The 16,288-nt window shown below is 67.0% G+C and carries 19 protein-coding genes, 1 pseudogene and 1 riboswitch; of the genes and pseudogenes, 7 read left to right on the top strand and 13 right to left on the bottom strand.

What is annotated here, in order from left to right; genetic code table 11:
- Positions 1 to 36: 36 nt before the first annotated feature.
- From V6M49_RS03730 to V6M49_RS03760, 7 genes are all read right to left on the bottom strand, one after another.
- Positions 37 to 840, bottom strand: coding sequence for a thioesterase family protein (locus V6M49_RS03730; RefSeq protein ID WP_332760096.1), 804 nt, complete (start codon positions 838 to 840; stop codon positions 37 to 39).
- A 30-nt stretch (positions 841 to 870) separates the two neighbouring features.
- A complete protein-coding gene (locus V6M49_RS03735; RefSeq protein WP_332760079.1) occupies positions 871 to 1,383 on the bottom strand; it encodes a DedA family protein in 513 nt (170 codons plus the stop codon).
- Between the two features lie 3 nt (positions 1,384 to 1,386).
- Complete coding sequence (locus V6M49_RS03740; RefSeq protein ID WP_332760081.1) at positions 1,387 to 2,055, bottom strand: biliverdin-producing heme oxygenase; 669 nt, start codon at positions 2,053 to 2,055, stop codon at positions 1,387 to 1,389.
- A 63-nt stretch (positions 2,056 to 2,118) separates the two neighbouring features.
- A complete protein-coding gene (locus V6M49_RS03745) occupies positions 2,119 to 2,643 on the bottom strand; it encodes an NUDIX hydrolase (RefSeq protein ID WP_332760082.1) in 525 nt (174 codons plus the stop codon).
- Between the two features lie 62 nt (positions 2,644 to 2,705).
- Entirely contained in the window at positions 2,706 to 2,906 is a 201-nt protein-coding gene (locus V6M49_RS03750) for a DUF1918 domain-containing protein (protein WP_332760084.1), read from the bottom strand.
- Between the two features lie 53 nt (positions 2,907 to 2,959).
- The gene (locus V6M49_RS03755; RefSeq protein ID WP_332760085.1) at positions 2,960 to 3,520 is read right to left on the bottom strand and encodes a DNA alkylation repair protein; all 561 of its coding nucleotides are present in this window, start codon (positions 3,518 to 3,520) and stop codon (positions 2,960 to 2,962) included.
- 70 nt (positions 3,521 to 3,590) lie between these two features.
- A complete protein-coding gene (locus tag V6M49_RS03760) occupies positions 3,591 to 3,953 on the bottom strand; it encodes a TraR/DksA family transcriptional regulator (protein ID WP_141140768.1) in 363 nt (120 codons plus the stop codon).
- Positions 3,954 to 4,092: 139 nt separating this feature from the next.
- Between V6M49_RS03760 and V6M49_RS03765 the strand changes: the two genes are divergently transcribed.
- Positions 4,093 to 4,473: a cupin domain-containing protein gene (locus tag V6M49_RS03765; RefSeq protein WP_141140769.1), complete on the top strand. Its 381-nt coding sequence runs from the start codon at positions 4,093 to 4,095 to the stop codon at positions 4,471 to 4,473.
- A gap of 22 nt (positions 4,474 to 4,495) precedes the next feature.
- Here the strand turns inward: V6M49_RS03765 and V6M49_RS03770 are convergent, their stop codons facing one another.
- A complete protein-coding gene (locus V6M49_RS03770; protein ID WP_332760087.1) occupies positions 4,496 to 5,788 on the bottom strand; it encodes a lytic transglycosylase domain-containing protein in 1,293 nt (430 codons plus the stop codon).
- 215 nt (positions 5,789 to 6,003) lie between these two features.
- Positions 6,004 to 6,172: riboswitch (cyclic di-AMP (ydaO/yuaA leader) on the top strand.
- 3 nt (positions 6,173 to 6,175) lie between these two features.
- On the opposite strand from V6M49_RS03770, the gene V6M49_RS03775 reads away from it, so the two are divergent.
- Positions 6,176 to 7,027: a C40 family peptidase gene (locus V6M49_RS03775; protein ID WP_332760088.1), complete on the top strand. Its 852-nt coding sequence runs from the start codon at positions 6,176 to 6,178 to the stop codon at positions 7,025 to 7,027.
- Positions 7,028 to 7,096: 69 nt separating this feature from the next.
- On the opposite strand, the gene V6M49_RS03780 is transcribed toward V6M49_RS03775, so the two are convergent.
- The 3 genes from V6M49_RS03780 to V6M49_RS03790 all read right to left on the bottom strand — a co-directional run bounded on the left by V6M49_RS03780 (position 7,097) and on the right by V6M49_RS03790 (position 10,565).
- A complete protein-coding gene (locus V6M49_RS03780) occupies positions 7,097 to 8,560 on the bottom strand; it encodes a protein adenylyltransferase SelO (protein ID WP_332760089.1) in 1,464 nt (487 codons plus the stop codon).
- A gap of 56 nt (positions 8,561 to 8,616) precedes the next feature.
- A complete protein-coding gene (locus V6M49_RS03785) occupies positions 8,617 to 9,594 on the bottom strand; it encodes a dienelactone hydrolase family protein (RefSeq protein WP_332760090.1) in 978 nt (325 codons plus the stop codon).
- A gap of 74 nt (positions 9,595 to 9,668) precedes the next feature.
- Complete coding sequence (locus V6M49_RS03790; protein ID WP_141140774.1) at positions 9,669 to 10,565, bottom strand: ribonuclease Z; 897 nt, start codon at positions 10,563 to 10,565, stop codon at positions 9,669 to 9,671.
- A 130-nt stretch (positions 10,566 to 10,695) separates the two neighbouring features.
- On the opposite strand from V6M49_RS03790, the pseudogene V6M49_RS19880 reads away from it, so the two are divergent.
- Both V6M49_RS19880 and V6M49_RS03800 read left to right on the top strand, forming a co-directional pair.
- Positions 10,696 to 10,955 (top strand): annotated as a pseudogene (locus tag V6M49_RS19880) (hemin transporter); the annotation flags it as partial.
- Positions 10,942 to 11,214, top strand: coding sequence for a hypothetical protein (locus tag V6M49_RS03800; protein ID WP_141140775.1), 273 nt, complete (start codon positions 10,942 to 10,944; stop codon positions 11,212 to 11,214). The pseudogene V6M49_RS19880 and the gene V6M49_RS03800, both read left to right, overlap by 14 nt.
- A 16-nt stretch (positions 11,215 to 11,230) precedes the next feature.
- Here V6M49_RS03800 and ribA read toward each other — a convergent pair whose 3' ends face one another.
- Positions 11,231 to 13,105, bottom strand: a complete 1,875-nt coding sequence (ribA, locus tag V6M49_RS03805) for a GTP cyclohydrolase II RibA (protein ID WP_332760092.1) — start codon at positions 13,103 to 13,105, stop codon at positions 11,231 to 11,233.
- A 128-nt stretch (positions 13,106 to 13,233) separates the two neighbouring features.
- On the opposite strand from ribA, the gene V6M49_RS03810 reads away from it, so the two are divergent.
- Positions 13,234 to 13,731: a MarR family winged helix-turn-helix transcriptional regulator gene (locus tag V6M49_RS03810; RefSeq protein ID WP_141140777.1), complete on the top strand. Its 498-nt coding sequence runs from the start codon at positions 13,234 to 13,236 to the stop codon at positions 13,729 to 13,731.
- Positions 13,732 to 13,825: 94 nt separating this feature from the next.
- On the opposite strand, the gene V6M49_RS03815 is transcribed toward V6M49_RS03810, so the two are convergent.
- Positions 13,826 to 14,548, bottom strand: coding sequence for an ANTAR domain-containing protein (locus V6M49_RS03815; protein WP_332760093.1), 723 nt, complete (start codon positions 14,546 to 14,548; stop codon positions 13,826 to 13,828).
- Positions 14,549 to 14,687: 139 nt separating this feature from the next.
- Between V6M49_RS03815 and V6M49_RS03820 the strand changes: the two genes are divergently transcribed.
- Together V6M49_RS03820 and V6M49_RS03825 are read left to right on the top strand one after the other, a co-directional pair.
- Positions 14,688 to 15,752, top strand: coding sequence for an FAD-dependent oxidoreductase (locus V6M49_RS03820; protein WP_332760094.1), 1,065 nt, complete (start codon positions 14,688 to 14,690; stop codon positions 15,750 to 15,752).
- Between the two features lie 136 nt (positions 15,753 to 15,888).
- On the top strand, positions 15,889 to 16,288 hold a 400-nt coding region (locus tag V6M49_RS03825), incomplete at its 3' end, for an SPFH domain-containing protein (protein ID WP_332760095.1).

Here is a 16,288-nt window from a genome sequence, read left to right on the forward strand (position 1 = left end):
GTAGCCACAGCGATCCGGTAGTCACGGGCACGGCCGTCAGGTCCGGCGAAGCGTCAGGATCTGTTCGGCACGGCCGAACGGGCCCTGAAGATCGTGCAGGACTGTGGACGTGAGGCCAATCCCGTCGGTTCCGAAGGAGACGGCGTTGTCCAGGCCAAGCCATTCGCCCTCGGGCCTGCGGTACATGTGGATCTGCAGGTCCAGGTTGGGGAACGCATAGCTGTCCTTGCCCGGCGGGACCCTGGCCGCGATCCCGTTGGCTGTGTCAACGAGGCCCATCAGGCGGGCCAGGTCGCCGCTGTCGGCTTTATCCGTCAGGGGGTGCTGCGTGCGGAGCCAGACGATGCCAGCGCCGGGCCGGTGGCCCTCGGCCACGCGCATCTCCAGGGACCGGATATAGCCGCCTGGCCAGATGGCGGCGCCGTCGAACGGTTTGCATTCATCCGGTGCCGGAATGGCAGTGTCCTCGACGGCGGCAACCGCGGACGTGTCGCTGGTGATCATCCGCCACGCCGTGGCGCGGATGGCCACCCGCCCGTTGGCTACCAGTTCTGCCTGCAGGAGCTCGATGGTCCGGCCGGGGCGGAGGGTGGTGGTTTCGATGTGGAACCCGCCACCCGGGATCAGGCCCAGGATCTCGTAGCTCAGCCGGGCCATCCGCATGTCGGTGCGGGGCTCGTGGCGCTCCAGGCTGTCCGCCATCAGGCCGGAGGCGGGCGCCATATGCTGTTCGTGCTCATTCCAGGCCCCCTGGGCGTGGATGGTGGAGCGGAAGTGGCCGCCGCCGAGCGCCTGGTAGTAGTAGTCGCCGTCGGCCAGTTCCCGGAGTGCAGCAGTCAACATTGACCCTTTCGCTTGTTCATGTGCGGCTCAGCCCACCCTATCCGCATTGCCCGCCTCCGCCTGCTCGGCAGCGCTCCCCCTCGGCCGGCGCCGCCGTCGTACCAGCAGCCACGCGATAAGTCCCGCGGCTGCGGCGGCGAGCACGGCAAGCCCCCACGGGGACCCGGCAGCCAGCGCCAGCCACGCCTCCACCGCGGCGAGCCCGACGGTGGCATAGATCAGGGCCCAGAGGATGGAACCGGCGACGGCGGCGGGAAGGTAGCGCCGCAGCGGCATCTTCGCAGCACCGGCGGCGAGGTTGACGGCCGTCTGCAGGCCGATGGTCAGGAACGAAAGGGTCACCGCGAACGGTCCCCACCGGCGGACGAGCGCCTTCGCCTGGCCGGCGCGCTGGCCGTTCCAGGACGACGCGAACCGCGTGTGTTCCAGGCCGGCTGCCGCTCCCCGGCCGATCCAGTACGTTGCATTGACGCGCAGCATAACAATGGCGAACAGGCTGGCCGCCGCCACGCCGAAGGGCAGATCCAGGAACTGGTCCATGGGTCAGGCCGCGGGCTGCGGTCGGGCCCCGACGGCGAGCTGAAGGTCCGCGAAGATGTTGCCGTTAAGCCGGAAGGCGTGGGCGGCGTGCGCGAGCACCGCCTCGGTCCCGTCCTTGTCCAGCGCCAGGGCGTCCAGCCGGAGCCGGTAGCCGTCCTTGTACTGCTTTATTTTCCCGATACCGGGAAAGAGGTAAAAATTAAGGCCGTCGTCCGGGATGCCGTAGTGCCGCTGGACCAGGCGGTGGATGATCTGCCCGCCGGACAGGTCCCCGAGCAGCCGGACGTAGTGGTTGGCGAGCATAAATTCGGCACTGTGGTGTTCGCGGATCAGGGTGGCGTAGGCCGTGGTGGCCGGGACGGTGACAATCCGGCCGTCCGCCAGCCGGTCCTGCCAGCCGGGGCCGTAATGGAACGCCATGTCCGCCTCGAGGGCAGCCATGCGTTCCAGGGCGGGGTCCAGGCACCCTGCCAGTAGCGGATCAGACCCGTACTCGGACCGCGCCACTGATTCCATGGCACCGTACACCGTGTACAGCTGGGCAGTGAGGGCAGCGACGGCGGCCTCGTCCAGCCTGCCCTCGAGCAGGTCTCCCATAAACGGGGACGACTCAGCTTCTTCGTGGGCCGTACTGGTGGACTGTTTGAGCCACACGGAGAGCGGGGCGGTCATGTTCTTCCTCACGCGCAGCAGGGGGGTCGGAACACCATTATGGCGCACCGCACTTAGGCAACCCTAATCTCGCCCTTCCAGCATGCGCGTCCGCAGGTCCGGCCACGATTTTGCGAAACCGGGATGGAGCTCTTTCGCGTCCACCTCGTCCAACGGAACCCACTTGAGTTCGAGGCTTTCCGGATCGCTGATTACGGGCTCAAAAGGCACGGTCACCTGCACTACAACGGTGGTGTAGGACCAGTAGCCCAAGTCCAGCACAGACGTGAAGAGGACGCTCACATCCGCGGCCGGTACCGCGGCTTCCTCGTGCGCCTCGCGGAGGGCCCCGGTGACTGCGTCCTCGCCATGGTGCAATGCTCCGCCGGGCAGTCCCCAGGTACCACCGTTATGGCTCCACAGCGCGCGGTGCTGCAGGAGAACGCCCTTGCCGGGGTCATAAGCCAGCACGCCGGCGGCACCGAACCTGCCCCAGAACTTGCCGCCGCCGCCCTCCACCCAGGCGTCACCGGGGTCCCGCGGACCGGTCCGGACCGGCGGAATCGTGAGGTTCGCGTCAGGGGACGTGGCAGCCAAGGAGTGATCCATTCCACCAGTCTGACAGGTGCCCGGTGGCCCGGTGGCCCGGACGCGCGGCCGCCCGCGGCGCGTCAGCCGGTCTGTCCCGCGTGACCGCGTTCGATGGCGAAATCACCGCCCGGGTACATAACGGTTTCGTGTCCGTCGTCGAACCTGACCAGGTAGGGCGGATGACCTTCCTGACCACGGACTTCCACGATCACGCCGTGCCGGTCCGAAGATCCGACGGTCCTCCCCCGGACGATAATCCTGTCGCCCTGCGCTGCCTCCATGGCAATCACCTCCAAGCCCCAGAGTACGACTGACGGGGACTGGGGAACAGGGGTCAGTCGCGTTCCGCGTCGCGGTTCCCGGAAATGCGCTGCAGGTCGGGTCCCTGAGACGCGATGAGCCGGGCAGCGTGGCGAAGCGAATCGTCGGGGTCCTGGTGCCAGCGGGCGATGACGACGTCGGCGCGCTGGCGGCCGCTTTCGCCCAGTCCCTGCAGCAACGGAACCACAACGTCGGCAATCAGGGGGGCCACCAGCTCACCGGTCTGCGCGGTTCTGATGAAGCCCTCCAGCCGGGTCAGGTCAGAGTGGCGAAGAAGGGCAACCCGGGACTGCAGCAGCACCACGGCGGCGAGCCGCCTCTCATAGACCGGCCGCCTGCCGGGACCGGGCCGGCCCCAGAGTAGGGATGCCAAAGCGGTCACCTCATCGTGGCCAAGATCCTTGAACTTCCTGCCGGCATCGCGGACGGTGCCGCGTACGGCTCCCACTGACGATCCCCAGGAACCCAGGACCCCGCCCACCCGGGCCTCCACGTCCTCCGCCCGGTACCAGGCGCCCTCATTCTGCAGGGTGGCATCGATGAAGCCAGCAGCGTCCTGCACGCGCCCGTTCACAGCCCCCTCCCTCTCACGGCAACCGGAAGTCACGGCATTGGAGTCCACGACATCTGGGTTCACGGCGCCGCTACCGTCCCTGCCGACCGGCGGCAGCGTGGAGGATGCAAAACGGCGTCGACGGGCGGGCTTCGAGCCGTCCCTCCGCGATGGGGTCCCCGCACACGGCGCACGTGCCGTAGGTGCCCGCCGCAATCCGCGCCAGGGCCGCGTCCACCTGGTCAAGTCCCGCACTGCTCTGCTTCAGGAGCGCCGAGGCCTGCGACAGCTCGAACGCAATGGTGGAACCCTCGGGGTCGTGCTCGTCATCCACGTTGGAATCCTGGCGGGCGGCGTTGGCCGACGAAATGTCCGCACGGAGGGCGGGGAGGAGCGCGAGTTTCCGGGTGCGCTCTTCTTCCAGCAGAACCCGGAACCGTTCAAAATCGGGCATGGGAAAAGCCTAGTGGTTTGGGTCTCGACAAGCGCCGTCGGCGGGAGCATGCTGGCAATCGTAAGCGCCTCAGATGCGGTCTGGCAGCCAGGGACAGACAGCTGATGGACACAGAATCAACAGAGAAAGTCTGCGTGCCATGCCTACCAACGTCGTCACCACACTGGCAGTCAAATCCCACAACACGCCGGATGAGAAGCGCCGCCCGGACAAAACCGAAGTGGACGTAGTCAACCTCGGCGACTACACCGTTGGCCGGTTCACGTTCAGTCCCGGCTGGCGCTGGTCGGACTGCATCAAGCCGGTGGTCCAGACCGAGTCCTGCCAGAACAACCACGTCGGATACTGCGTTTCCGGGGCACTCAACGTCGAGACCACCAACGGCACCCGGATCAGCATCAGCGCCGGCGACTCCTACACCATTCCGCCCGGACATGACGCCTGGGTGGACGGCGACGAAGCCTTCGTCGGCATTGAATTCCTCAGCGCCGCGGTATTCGCCAAGGCACCGGGAACGTGACGCGGCTGCCGTCCCCCGCAAGTCAGTACCAGTTGTTGGCCACGGAATGGTTCCACGCGCCGCACGGTGACCCGTAGCGGTCAGCGATATAGGACAGGCCCCAATTGACCTGGGTCCGGTAGCTCGTGAGCCAGTCGCTGCCGGCGCTGGCATACTTGCTGGCCGGCAGCGACTGGGCGATCCCGTATGCGCCCGAGTACGGGTTGGTGGCAGTGGTCAGCCAGTTCGACTCCTTGGTCCACAGCGACGCCAGGCACGGAAACTGGTCCTGGCCCCAGCCGTAGGCGCCGAGCTGCCCGGCCGCGTAGTTCTTGGCGCCCGCGGGGTCGTTGACAGCGCCTCCCGGAACGGAAGGCACGACGACGACGGGCGGCGGGACCGGCGTCGGGCTCGGGACCGGAGGCGGGGCGGGCACGCCCGGTACAGCAGGCGGGGCCGGAGCCGGTTTCTGTGCAGCGGCAAGGGCCGCCGCCTTGGCTGCCGCCTCCGCCTGTTGGCGTGCCTGTTCCTGCGCCGCGGCCCGCTTGGCGGCCTGCGCCGTTTCATACGCGGCCAAGGCCACCTGGCCCTGCCGGAACTCCCCCTCCACGGCAGCCGTGGTCCCTTTGAGGGAGGCCAGCTGCGCGGTCAGTTCCAGGCCGTGCTCCTGCTGCTCCGCGATCTGCCGGGACATGGCCTGCTGGGCGGATTGGGCGGCGTCGAGCTTGGTTCTGGCCTCGCCGGACAGGCGCTCGCGCTCGGCCCTGGCCGCCTGCTCCTGATCGGCCAGGGCACGGGAAATGCGTTCGGCGCTTGCAGATTTGTTGACCAGGGCCGCAGTCTTATCGCTGACGATCTGGACGATATTCAGGCCGTGGATGCTGTTGTTCTGCACGGCGTCGAGGGCAACGAAGAAACCCATGTTGGTTCCACCGGTCTTGTACGATTGGGCCGCCAGAGCACCGATTTCCTTCTTGTACTGTCCCAGTTCGGCCGCGGCGCGTGCCGTCTGGGCCGTGAGTGCGTCCACAGTGGAAGTGGCGGCCTGAAGTGCCGCTTCGGCCTTGGCGTACTCCGCGGCGGACGTTACGGCCGCATTGCCCAGCGCCTCTGCTTCAGCCTGGAGTCCGCCCAGCAGCCCGTTGATCCTGGTGACTTCTGCCGCTTTGCCGGCCTCGCTTTTCTTGGCGTTCTGCACGTCTTGCCACGAGGGATACCCGCCGGGCGGCGCGTCGTCGTCGGCATGCGAGGGAAGCAGCGCAGCCGACCCCACCAGGGCGACCGCCAGCAGGCCGGCGAGGGCGGGCAGCCGCATTTTTTGAACAATCCGGGACATAGTTGGTGAGCTTACCGGGCATATACGGATTACGGGGCCTGACCTGCAACATCGTTACCGAGGAGGGAGGGAATCCGAGATGAAGCGCGGGTGGATTTCACGCCTACATTCCGTTACCGGAATGTGACATTGCCGATAACTGGAAGTTATGGTCAAACGGTGGCCCGGCTCAAGCCGGGACATTCCCGCCAGTATGCCGAGCCCTGCCGCTGACCGGGATCCAGTCGCTTTCCAGCTGGCAGGGACGGGGGAACCACGTTTCCACGGCTTTTCGAAGCCTTGGGGTTAAGTCGGTATCGCTCCGTCCCGTGCGGCGGCGCTACCGGCCGGGTATCTCCGACCCGAACCCGACAGCTCACCCCGCAGGCATGGGAGAGGCGATCAACCGTGTCCAAGAATTCCGCTGCCGCACGCCTTCGTGCGGTTCCTGCCCGCTCTACCGTCCTCATTGGCCTGGCCACTGCGGCCAAAACACACCCCCTGACGTTTGGCCGGCCGGCCCTGGTGGCTGTTGCTGCATCCGGCCTGCTGTTCAGCATTGGCGTCCCGGCTCAGGCCGGCGTCCACGGCCCGGACAACTCCGGGACTGCCAACACTCAGGTCCAGACCAGTGCGGCGGCAGCGGCTCCGGCCGCTGTTGCTTCGACTTCCGCTGCAGCAGCCCCCGCCGCGGCCAACGTCCACACAGTCGTTTCGGGTGACACGCTGGGCCAGATTTCCGCCGCCAACGGCGTCCCGCTCAACGACGTCCTTGCCGCCAACGGACTCTCGCTGACCAGCATCATCTACCCCGGCGACCAGATCCTGATCCCTGGTGCCGGCTACACCGCACCGGCTCCCGCAGCGTCTCCCGCGGCGGCGCCGGCCTCCCCCACCAACACCGGCATAAGGCTGGCCTCAACGTCCGCACCGGCGGCCCAGGCTCCGGCCGGCTCGCTCGGCGCGGCCATCCTGGCTTCCGCCAACTCCCAGCTCGGCATCCAGCAGGACTGCACCGCCATGGTGGAGAAGGCGCTGCGCTCGGTGGGTAAAAGCGTGGGTGACCTGGCTCCCGGCCAGTTCTTCCAGTACGGCCCGGTGGTGGGCACACCGGCCGCAGGGGACCTGGTCATCACGGCCGGCCATGTGGGCGTCTACGCCGGCAACGGCCAGGTTGTCAGTGGCGGGGTGGACGGTTACAAAACCGAAGTGCACTCGATCAGCTGGCTCGCCGGAGCGTCCTTCGTCCGCGTAGCGTGATCCGACCATGCTCGACGGCGGCGGGCGGCACCCAGCCCCGCGCCGCCGTCGTCCATCCCTGGTGTTCTCTCAGGTCCCGCAGAAGGTCCGATAGCTCCCGAAGTCTTCAGGGGCGGGGCCGGCGTAGCGTTCCAGCCCGGGGCGCTGCGTGTACGGATCGGCCAGGACGTCCACCAACCGGTTGAATGGGTCCAGGTCGCCGGCGATAGCCGAGTCCAGAGCCTCTTCAACCAGGTGGTTCCTGGGGATGTAGACGGGGTTGACCCGGTCCATCAGGTCCGCGTCCGGCGCCAGGGCCAGCCACCGTGCGGCCCAGGCGTCGAAGGCTTCGGGGTTCGCAAACATGGACCGCGTAGTTTCCGGCGTACCGCGGGCCGCCGAGCCGAGGCCCCGGAAGAAGGAGGTGTAATCCACCTGGCCTTCCTGGAGCAGCGCCAGCACGCCGTCCACCAGGGACGACGCGACGTCGTCGTGCGTGTCCGGGCGCAGCCCAAGCTTGGACTTCATGCCTGCCGACCAGGCAACGCTGTACAGGGCGCGGAAGCCGCCGAGGGATTCAACGGCGAGCGCCACGGCCTGGTCCTGGTCTTCATGGAGCAGGGGCAGGAGTGCTTCAGCGAGCCGGGTGAGGTTCCATTCGGCGATGACCGGCTGGTTGGCGTAGGCGTAGCGCCCGTCCGCGTCGATGGAGCTGTAGACCGCGCCGGGGTTGAACGCGTCCATAAAAGCGCAGGGACCGTAGTCGATGGTCTCGCCGGAGATGGCCATGTTGTCGGTGTTCATCACGCCATGGACGAAGCCCACCAGCATCCATTGCGCCACCAGGGACGCCTGCGCGGCTATGACCGCCTCGAAGAACGCGAGATAGGGCTTGTCGGCAAGCGCCGCGTCCGGGTAGTGGCGGCTGATGGCATGATCCGCCAGACGGCTCAGAAGGTCCGCCTCGCCGTTGACGCGGGCGAACTGGAAGCTGCCGACCCGCAGGTGGCTGCTGGCCACCCGGGTGAGCACGGCCCCGGGCAGCATCGTTTCGCGGCGGACGGGCCGGCCCGTGGCCACCACGGCGAGGGACCTCGTGGTGGGGATGGCCATGGCGTGCATGGCTTCGCTGACGATGTACTCGCGCAGCATGGGACCGACGACGGCGAGACCGTCACCCGCGCGGGCGAACGGTGTCCGGCCGGAGCCCTTGAGGTGGATGTCCCGAAGCTGCCCGTGGATGTCCGTGACCTCCCCCAGCAGGAGGGCCCGCCCGTCGCCGAGCAGGGGTGAGTAGCCGCCGAACTGGTGGCCGGCATAGGCCTGGGCCACGGGTGTGGCACCGTCAGGAATCTGGTTGCCGATGAGCAGCCGCGTCCCCTCGGGCGTCCGCAGCCAGGACGGGTCGAAGCCCAGCTCGGTGGCCAACGGCTCGTTCAGGACCAGCAGCTGCGGGTCAGGTGCTTCCTCCGCCTGCCAGGGAACCGCCAGCTCCCCGAGTTCGCGGGCGAAACGCCCGCCGAAGGTGAGCGTTAGTGGGATTGCGGTGCTCATGCTTCAAGACTACCCGTGGCAGGACAGCCCAGACCGCGGCGGATCAGACGTGCTGCTCAGACGTGCTGTCCGAACCAGGCGAGGGTGTCGTTCCAGGCAGCCGTGGCTTGGGTTTCGTTGTAGCGCTCGCCGGTGTCGTTGTGGAAGGCATGGTCGACGCCGGGGTAGACGGTGATCTGGTGGCGGACCCCGGCAGCCACCAAGGCGTCACGAAGGGCGGGCATCGCGCCGGTGATCCGCTGGTCGCGTTCGGCATACACACCGAACGCCGCAGCCTTGATGGCCGGCACCTTGTTCAGGTCCGGCGCCGGCCCATAGAACGCGGCGGTGGCCTTCAGTCCGGCCAGCTCGGTTGCCGCCTGCCACGTGATGCCGCCGCCGAAACAATACCCGTTCATGGCGATGCGTCCGGAGTCCACGAAGTCCTGGGCCTGAAGGTAGTCAAAGGCGGCGGCGAAGTCAGCAACATGGCGCTGTGCCCCGGCTCGGGTCAGTGCACCCGACACGGCGTCAGAGTCAAGGCTGGCTGTGCCGCCTTCCCTGCTGAGCAGGTCAAGGGCCAGCGCCGCGTACCCGGCTTTGGCAAAGCGGCGGGCAACGTCCTGGATGTGCGGGGTCAGGCCGCGGTTTTCGTGGCAGACCAGCACCGCAGGGCCGGCTGCACCGGATTCGGGCCGGGCGAGGTACCCACTGATCTCGGTTCCGTCGGCCGGGAACCGCACGGTCGCCGTCGTCAGCCCTCCGGCGCCCTCCGGGACGGAGAGCGGGCTCTTGGCCCCCGGCACAGCACCGGCAGAAGCAGTGCCGGGGCCCGCCGTCGACGATGACGGCGTGGGTGTGGGCATGGGGTCGGTGCTGCGTGGGACTTCCTCGGGTGTGCATCCGACGAGCAGCATCGCGCCCGATGCCGCCGCCATGCTTCCCATGATGAATGCGACCCGGCGGGTAAACGTGCGGTGCGTCATTGCGCCGGCGCGGTAGTCGTCGAAGAATTCCTCGATCAGATACCGTTCAAACTTTCCAAGCTGGAGCATGATTGGCCTCCTCGAGTGAGGCTCATATCCTTCTCCGAAGCCGGCCTTCGTGCAAGGGTCAGCGAGTTCCGGCCTCACCGGGGGCTACCGCGCCGATTGGGGAAGGCGATCCGGTCCAGGTCATTGGCTGCCATAACCGTCGAGCTGCCAGCCCGGACCCGGGCCTGCTCCTCGAGCGCAGTAACGTCGTCGCCGTACCGCGAGGAGAAGTGCGTAAGGACCAGCGTGCCGACGGCGGCGCTGGCCGCCAACTCCCCCGCCTGCCCGGCGGTCAGGTGACGGTACTGCTTGGCGAGCTCGCCGTCGTCGGTACTGAACGTTGACTCTGCCACCAGCAGATCCACGCCGTCTGCGAGTTCCTCGGCACCCGCACAGGGCGCCGTGTCCATCACGAACGCGAAGCTCTGGCCCGGCCGGGGAACGCTCACATCGTCCAGGCGGACACCGTCCAGAACTCCGTCACGCTGCAGGCGCCCCACGTCCGAGCCAGAGATCCCGGCCGCGGCGAGCTTGTCCGGCACGAGACTGCGGCCATCAGGTTCCTGCAGCCGGTAGCCGTACGTTTCGATGCGGTGCTTCAGCGGCTGTACCTCCAGGCCGGGCGCGACGGCCCCGGCGCCACCGTGCGGGCAGAGCCTCAGGTCAAGTCCGGGGGTGCTGACGGACACCAGCGCGCGGACCACTTCCTCTCCCGACGCCGGGTAGTGCAGGTGGACTGGATGGGTCACGCCGTCCAAAGCCATCCGGGAAAGCACGCCCGGCAACCCGAAGCAATGGTCGCCGTGCACATGGGTGAGGCAGATGCGCGTGATCTGAGTGGCCGGGATCCCGGCGTGGAGCATCTGGCGCTGCGTTCCTTCGCCGGGATCAAAAAGCAGGCCCTCGCCATCCCACCGCAGCAGGTAGCCGTTATGGTTGCGGGTCCGGGTGGGGACCTGGGAGGCAGTGCCGAGGACGACAAACTCACGCATGGAACTGAGTGTCCCACTGCGGGTTGCCTGCATCCAGCCGCCCCTACTCCAAGCCGTCCCGGACTGCTACATCGGCACGGCCAAGGCGACTGACAGCTGGGTTCAGCCTGTCGCCACGGAAGGACGCACCATGCTCCCTGACACTTCTCGGCCCGTCATCCAGGCAACGCTGCCTGTGGTCGGTGAACATATTGAAGAGATTGCCAAACGGTTCTACAAACACATCTTCGACGCCAGGCCGGACCTGCGCGATGGCCTGTTCAACCGGGGAAAACAGGCTGACGGGCGCCAGCAACAGGCGCTGGCCGGATCAATCGCCGCTTTCGCCACCTAGTGGAAAAACCGGATCAGCTGCCCGATCATCTGTTGTCCAGAGTTGCCCACAAGCACGTCCGTCGTCACTTTCGTTGTGGAACGGACCGACGAACGGGACGTGAAGCCGTCTCTGCCCGGGCAGTACGTGACTCTCAAGATGGCCATGAAGGACGGCGTACACCAGCCACGGCAGTACAGCGTGACGCGGGCCGATGACGGGCAGCACCGGCACTTGCAGGCAGTGAGGAGTGACCTCATCGCCAAAGGGGTTCCGGCCAAAGACATCCAGTACGAAGTGTTTGGCCCGGACCTCTGGCTCGCCGATCTCCAGTAAGTTGTATCCGCGCCATCTAGAACTGCTCCGCCGGGATGGAAAACCCGAGGTCCAGGAGTCCGCGGCCTGCCTGTTCCAGGATCGGATCCATGGTCAGGGAGGCGTGGTTGAGCAGTACATTGACATCGCGTTGGATCCGCTGGAGTGGGTGCGTCAGCCGGTGAACACTCCCTCCGGAGCCCGTCAGGATGAGGCGGACAGCATCGGCGGATGCCCCGCCACTGAGACCGAGGGAAAGCCGGTACTGTGCCCGCTCCCCATCCGTGAAAGCGACCGGCCGCCGGCCGTAGGAAGCGGCCACCACCCGGACAGCTTCCTGCCAGTGCAGCCGCGCAGTCGCCACCTGCCCGAAGGCCTGCGAGAACCGGGCCTGCGCGAGCGGCGAATCCGCCTGCCGCGCCTGCGTTGTCTGCTTGACCTTGCGCACCATCATCAGGTCCCGGAACACCTCGATGGCGTGCTCAGCGGCCCCCAAAGCAGCTGCCGGGGCAACCATGTTCAGGAACGTGGCCATGGGGAGGTGGATGTTCGGATCCGGATGGATGCGGCTGCCGGGGTTGTCCGCGGCGGCCAGGAGGTTCCACTCCAGAGCGCGGTGCGCGGGGACAAAGAGATTCTCCGTCCGGAGATCGTTGCTTCCTGTCCCCCGCAGGCCGGCCGTGTGCCAGACGTCCAGGAGGTCAAGATCGGACACCGGGACCAGGCACTGTAGGCGGATCTCGCCGTGCTGCACAGCCAGGAGCGCCCACTCAGAATGCATGACACCGGAGGCGAAGCTCCAGCGGCCCGAGATAATGAACCCTCCGGGAGCCCTCTCTGCTTTACCTGGAGGGGCGCCGGTGGCGGCGGCCAATGGGGCCGGCCCGTTGGCGAAGACTTCGTCCTGGGCTTCCCGTGGCCAGCGGGCCAGCATCCAGACATGTTCCACCAGGTGCCCGACGCTCCAGGCCGTGGAGACACAGCCCCGGGCAAGGCGCCGAACCACCTCCACGTAAGTTTCCAGCCCCATGCCGAAGCCGCCCACGGCCTTCGGCGCGAGCATCTGAAACACACCCGCCGCCTTCAGTTCAGCCATGGTGGCGTCCGGAATACGGCGGATCTCCTCGGTTTCAGATGCGCGTTCCCGCAGCCGGGGAACGAGGGCATCCACCCGGGCTAGCAGCTCATCGTGCGTCGGAACGGCCACAGCCGCCGCGGTCGGCATCACGGCCGGGAGCACCTCTTCGGGAAGCTCAATGGTGTGCGCTGTATGGCTGCGCTTCGCGGCCAGGTAGCGGTGGTTCGCCTCCGAGAGGTGCACGCCGGTGGGGACCTGCTCCGAGACGTCAACGCCGAGGGCCGTCAGCTGCCCTACTTTGTCCGGGTTGTTGGTGAGGAGGCGGATCCGGCCGGCGCCAAGCGCTCCGAGCATCTGGGCGGCGGCGCTGTAGTCTCGCTCGTCCTCGCCGCGCCCCAGGGCAACGTTGGCTTCGTAGGTATCCAAGCCGGTGTCCTGCAGGGCATAGGCGTCGAGCTTGGAGTACAGGCCGATGCCGCGCCCTTCCTGCCGGAGGTACAGCAGGAAGCCCCCGACGGCGGCAATCTCCTCGACTGCCTCGCGCAGCTGGGGTCCGCAGTCGCAGCGCTCGCTGCCGAACACGTCGCCGGTGAGGCACTCGCTGTGCAGTCGGACCAGCGGGGCCGCACCTTCCGGGCCCTGGTCCAGGAGCGTCTGCTCCCATTCGCCGAGCGCGAGCAGCAGGTGCTCCTTACCGTCGGCCAGCCCATGGAAAGTCATGATCTCGGCTGTGGCCGCGAAGCCATCAGGGAAGCGCAGCGGGACGGTGACCTGGCTGCGGACGGCGGCCGGTTGTTCGAATGGCCGCGCGACGGTCTCGGACATGACGGTCATCTGGGCTCCTCAGGAAGTCTGAAAGTACTTGAATGTTGAAGTAAACAGTACTGGTCATTAGTTCACGACGCAAGTGATTTCCCGGACATAAAACTTCACTCATGAAGTAAATGCCTTAGGCTTGCCCTATGGAAAATTCCGTCGAACCCCGCTGGCTGAGCAGCGATGAACGTGAGGTGTGGCTGACCCTCGTGGGCATCATGATGAAGCTCCCCGCCGCCCTGGACTCCCAGCTGCAGCAGGACGCCGGGATAAGCCACTTTGAGTACATGGTCCTTGCCGGCCTGTCTGAAGCTCCGAAACGAACCCGCCGGATGAGTGACCTGGCGGGCTTCACCGAGTCCGGACTCCCCCGCCTGTCCCAGGTTGTCAGCCGGCTTGAAAAGCGGGGCTGGGTTCACCGCTCCACGGATCCTTCCGACGGACGCATCACCCTGGCCACACTCACCGACGAGGGCTGGGCGAAGATCACCCAAACCGCTCCGGGACACGTGGAAGCAGTCCGAGCGCTCGTGTTCGATCCCCTCACGAAGGCGCAGTCGCGTCAGCTGGGGAGCATCGGCAAGCGCATCATGGGCGCCATCGACCCAGAGGACCGCTGCCTGCGTGAAAGCGCCCCGCTCTAGGATGAGCAGGGCGCCTTCGAACGGTCAGGCGGAAACGGTCTTCAGCCCCGGGCGCTTCTTACGTCCGCTGGCAGGCGGCGCGTGACATCACAGGTCAGTGGTCGTCCGCGGAGGCGACAATCTCTGCCGCCAAATCGCGGATACTGACGTTGCGGGTCCGTGATGCACGGAAGAGCCACTCAAGCGCAACATCGTAGCTGCACCGTTCCTGGCCGATGATGACACCCAGCGCGAGATCTGTCGGCGTCCGCGAAGCCATGGCCGCCCTAAGGTTCTTCTCAGTCTCCTGCAGTGACACGATCCGGAGGACCAGGCGCAGTCCCTTCGACGCCTCGGCAGCCAAGGCATGGGCTGCTACCATGGCGTCCCTGCCGAACCCGTGCGGCCTGGAGCTGTAGAAGATCATTCCTGCGCTGGCTTGGCCCTCCAAATGCAGCCGCAACGCCAGGAGCGACAGCACCTTCTCGCGCCTGGCGGCTTCGACGAAGCTGGGCCAGCGCTCCTCGGATCTCAGGTCCGTGACCGAGACGATTCCTACCTCCAGCGAGGCAACCACTTCCGGCCCTTCACGGTCTCTGGTCTGCTCGTCCTCGAGGCTTCGGCTGCGTTCGTCCGAGCCGCCCATCACAGGGGCACCTGAGGGCCGGAGTACTGTGATTCCGCAGGACACGTCCCCGGAAAACCGCGCAAGCTCGTCCGCGCAGAACACCGACAGGTTCTCAAGAAACCCGGAGAGGTCCGCGGAATTCAACACAAGGTCCTGGATGTGCCGCGTGATCTCGGCCGTTTCATAGTTGAGGGGGGCTCGCGCAGCCATTTTTGGACACCTCCGGGATGCTGGGGTGGTTCCACGCCCAGCTGGACGGGCACCGCACACTGCCTAACGGTCATCCCAGCGTACCCGTCCACCCAAACGGGAGGAATGACCGGCTGGGTGGAGTCTGTAGCCTTGAGGCGTGGGACATTCAGCGGTCATCATCGGCGCGGGCATCAGCGGCCTGAGTACGGCACGGGCCCTGAAACGTCACGGCTGGTCAGTGACAGTCTTGGAGCAGGCTGCGGCCCTGCCGACGTCGGGCACCATGCTGGGCATGTGGCCGGCCGCCATGAAGGCCCTCGATGTTATCGGTGTTGACGCCTCGCGCCGCACTGATGGCTGGGCGCACATTGCTGCCGGCGCAGGAACCCGGCTCTGGACGCAGGCCGGGCGGACGTTGTTGACAGCCCCCGGGGGCGCCGACCTGAACCTGGTCTCCCGGCCCGCCTTGCTCGCCGCGCTTGCCCGGGACATCGACGTCAGCTTCAACACGCAGGTCGTCGACCCGGGCCAGATTGACGATGCAGCGCTGGTGGTCGGTGCAGATGGCACGTTCAGCCGCACCCGGCAGCGGATGTTCGGTGACCGGTTCTGCGCCCGTTCCCTTGGAGCCGTCGCCTGGCGGGGCACCGTCAGGGGCGCCGTGGCCGAATACGGCGAGGCTTGGGCCCCCGGGGCACTGTTCGGCATCACGCCGGCAGGTCCTGATGCGACGAACTGGTATGCATGCATCCGCGCCGATCGGACGTTTGACGGACCACACCTGCCGCACATAATGAACCATTTCGGCACCTGGCACCGCGGGGTGCGGGACCTGATCGGCAGGATCGAAGAGAATGCAGTCCTGCATCACGGACTCTTCGAGGCGCCGAGGTTGCATTCGTTCGTCACCGGGAACACTGCGCTGGTGGGCGACGCCGCCCACGCAATGGCGCCCTTCCTTGGACGCGGGGCCTGCGAGGCCATCGTTGATGGGGCCACGCTGGGGCGGGCCGTGGCAGAGGCCTCCTCTGTCGAGGCGGGTCTTGCCGCGTTCAATAAGGAACGCCGGGCGCGGACTCAGCGGCTGGTGCTCGCCTCACGCCTGATGGGCCAATTCGCCATGATGGATACCGGCTCAGGAATCCGCAACGCCGCGGTCGGTACCATCGGGCGGCTGGTCAAGCCCAGGCCACGGCGGGATCCCAAGCTCCCTCGCCACTAAGAGTCGTCAGTCACGCGGGCGCATGAGCGGCGGATTCAGCACGGCATGCGTGGGCTGACCTGCTGTCGGGCGGGCTGTTTCGGCGGGCCTGAAGAGAGCCGCGGGGCGGCCGGCGTCGCCCACAGTCATCCGCCCGGTGCTCTCCAGAAAACCAGGTGTTCCCGTCGATGACCAGGAACTGCCCACTCTCTTCCACGCCATCGACCAGATCGCCACCACCACGCTGGCCGAGGCCCTGGAGCGGGCTGTCAGCCAGCTCCGCACGGTCCTTACCGACGCGCTGCGCTCGGACGCCCGGCTCCTGTCCACAGGCATCGAGATCCTCGGCGTCCAGGTCCCGGCCGTCCGGCCGGAGTCGGACGTTGAGAGAGCCCTCCAGACGCCGGTCCGCGAACAGTTCCAGGCCGAAGCAGACCGCGCCGTCTACGAACGCCGGGCCGTCGCCGTCGAACGTGAACGGACCATTTCCGAGAACGAAATGGCAAGCCAGATCGAACTGGCCACCCGCGGCACGGCCTTGGCTGATGCAGGCCGCA

It is taken from the genome of Pseudarthrobacter sp. (assembly GCF_036675385.1).
In the GTDB taxonomy this organism is placed as follows: Bacteria; Actinomycetota; Actinomycetes; order Actinomycetales; family Micrococcaceae; genus Arthrobacter.

Excerpts from the sequence above, each read along its gene's own strand:
- V6M49_RS03765 (WP_141140769.1), top strand. The coding sequence starts at position 4,093 with ATGCCTACCAACGTCGTCACCACACTGGCAGTCAAATCCCACAACACG.
- V6M49_RS03785 (WP_332760090.1), bottom strand. The coding sequence starts at position 9,594 with ATGCTCCAGCTTGGAAAGTTTGAACGGTATCTGATCGAGGAATTCTTC.
- V6M49_RS03815 (WP_332760093.1), bottom strand. The coding sequence starts at position 14,548 with ATGGCTGCGCGAGCCCCCCTCAACTATGAAACGGCCGAGATCACGCGG.
- V6M49_RS03760 (WP_141140768.1), bottom strand. The coding sequence starts at position 3,953 with ATGCCCGATTTTGAACGGTTCCGGGTTCTGCTGGAAGAAGAGCGCACC.
- V6M49_RS03735 (WP_332760079.1), bottom strand. The coding sequence starts at position 1,383 with ATGGACCAGTTCCTGGATCTGCCCTTCGGCGTGGCGGCGGCCAGCCTG.
- V6M49_RS03740 (WP_332760081.1), bottom strand. The coding sequence starts at position 2,055 with ATGACCGCCCCGCTCTCCGTGTGGCTCAAACAGTCCACCAGTACGGCC.
- V6M49_RS03750 (WP_332760084.1), bottom strand. The coding sequence starts at position 2,906 with ATGGAGGCAGCGCAGGGCGACAGGATTATCGTCCGGGGGAGGACCGTC.
- V6M49_RS03770 (WP_332760087.1), bottom strand. The coding sequence starts at position 5,788 with ATGTCCCGGATTGTTCAAAAAATGCGGCTGCCCGCCCTCGCCGGCCTG.
- V6M49_RS03745 (WP_332760082.1), bottom strand. The coding sequence starts at position 2,643 with ATGGATCACTCCTTGGCTGCCACGTCCCCTGACGCGAACCTCACGATT.
- ribA (WP_332760092.1), bottom strand. The coding sequence starts at position 13,105 with ATGACCGTCATGTCCGAGACCGTCGCGCGGCCATTCGAACAACCGGCC.
- V6M49_RS03780 (WP_332760089.1), bottom strand. The coding sequence starts at position 8,560 with ATGAGCACCGCAATCCCACTAACGCTCACCTTCGGCGGGCGTTTCGCC.
- V6M49_RS03810 (WP_141140777.1), top strand. The coding sequence starts at position 13,234 with ATGGAAAATTCCGTCGAACCCCGCTGGCTGAGCAGCGATGAACGTGAG.
- V6M49_RS03790 (WP_141140774.1), bottom strand. The coding sequence starts at position 10,565 with ATGCGTGAGTTTGTCGTCCTCGGCACTGCCTCCCAGGTCCCCACCCGG.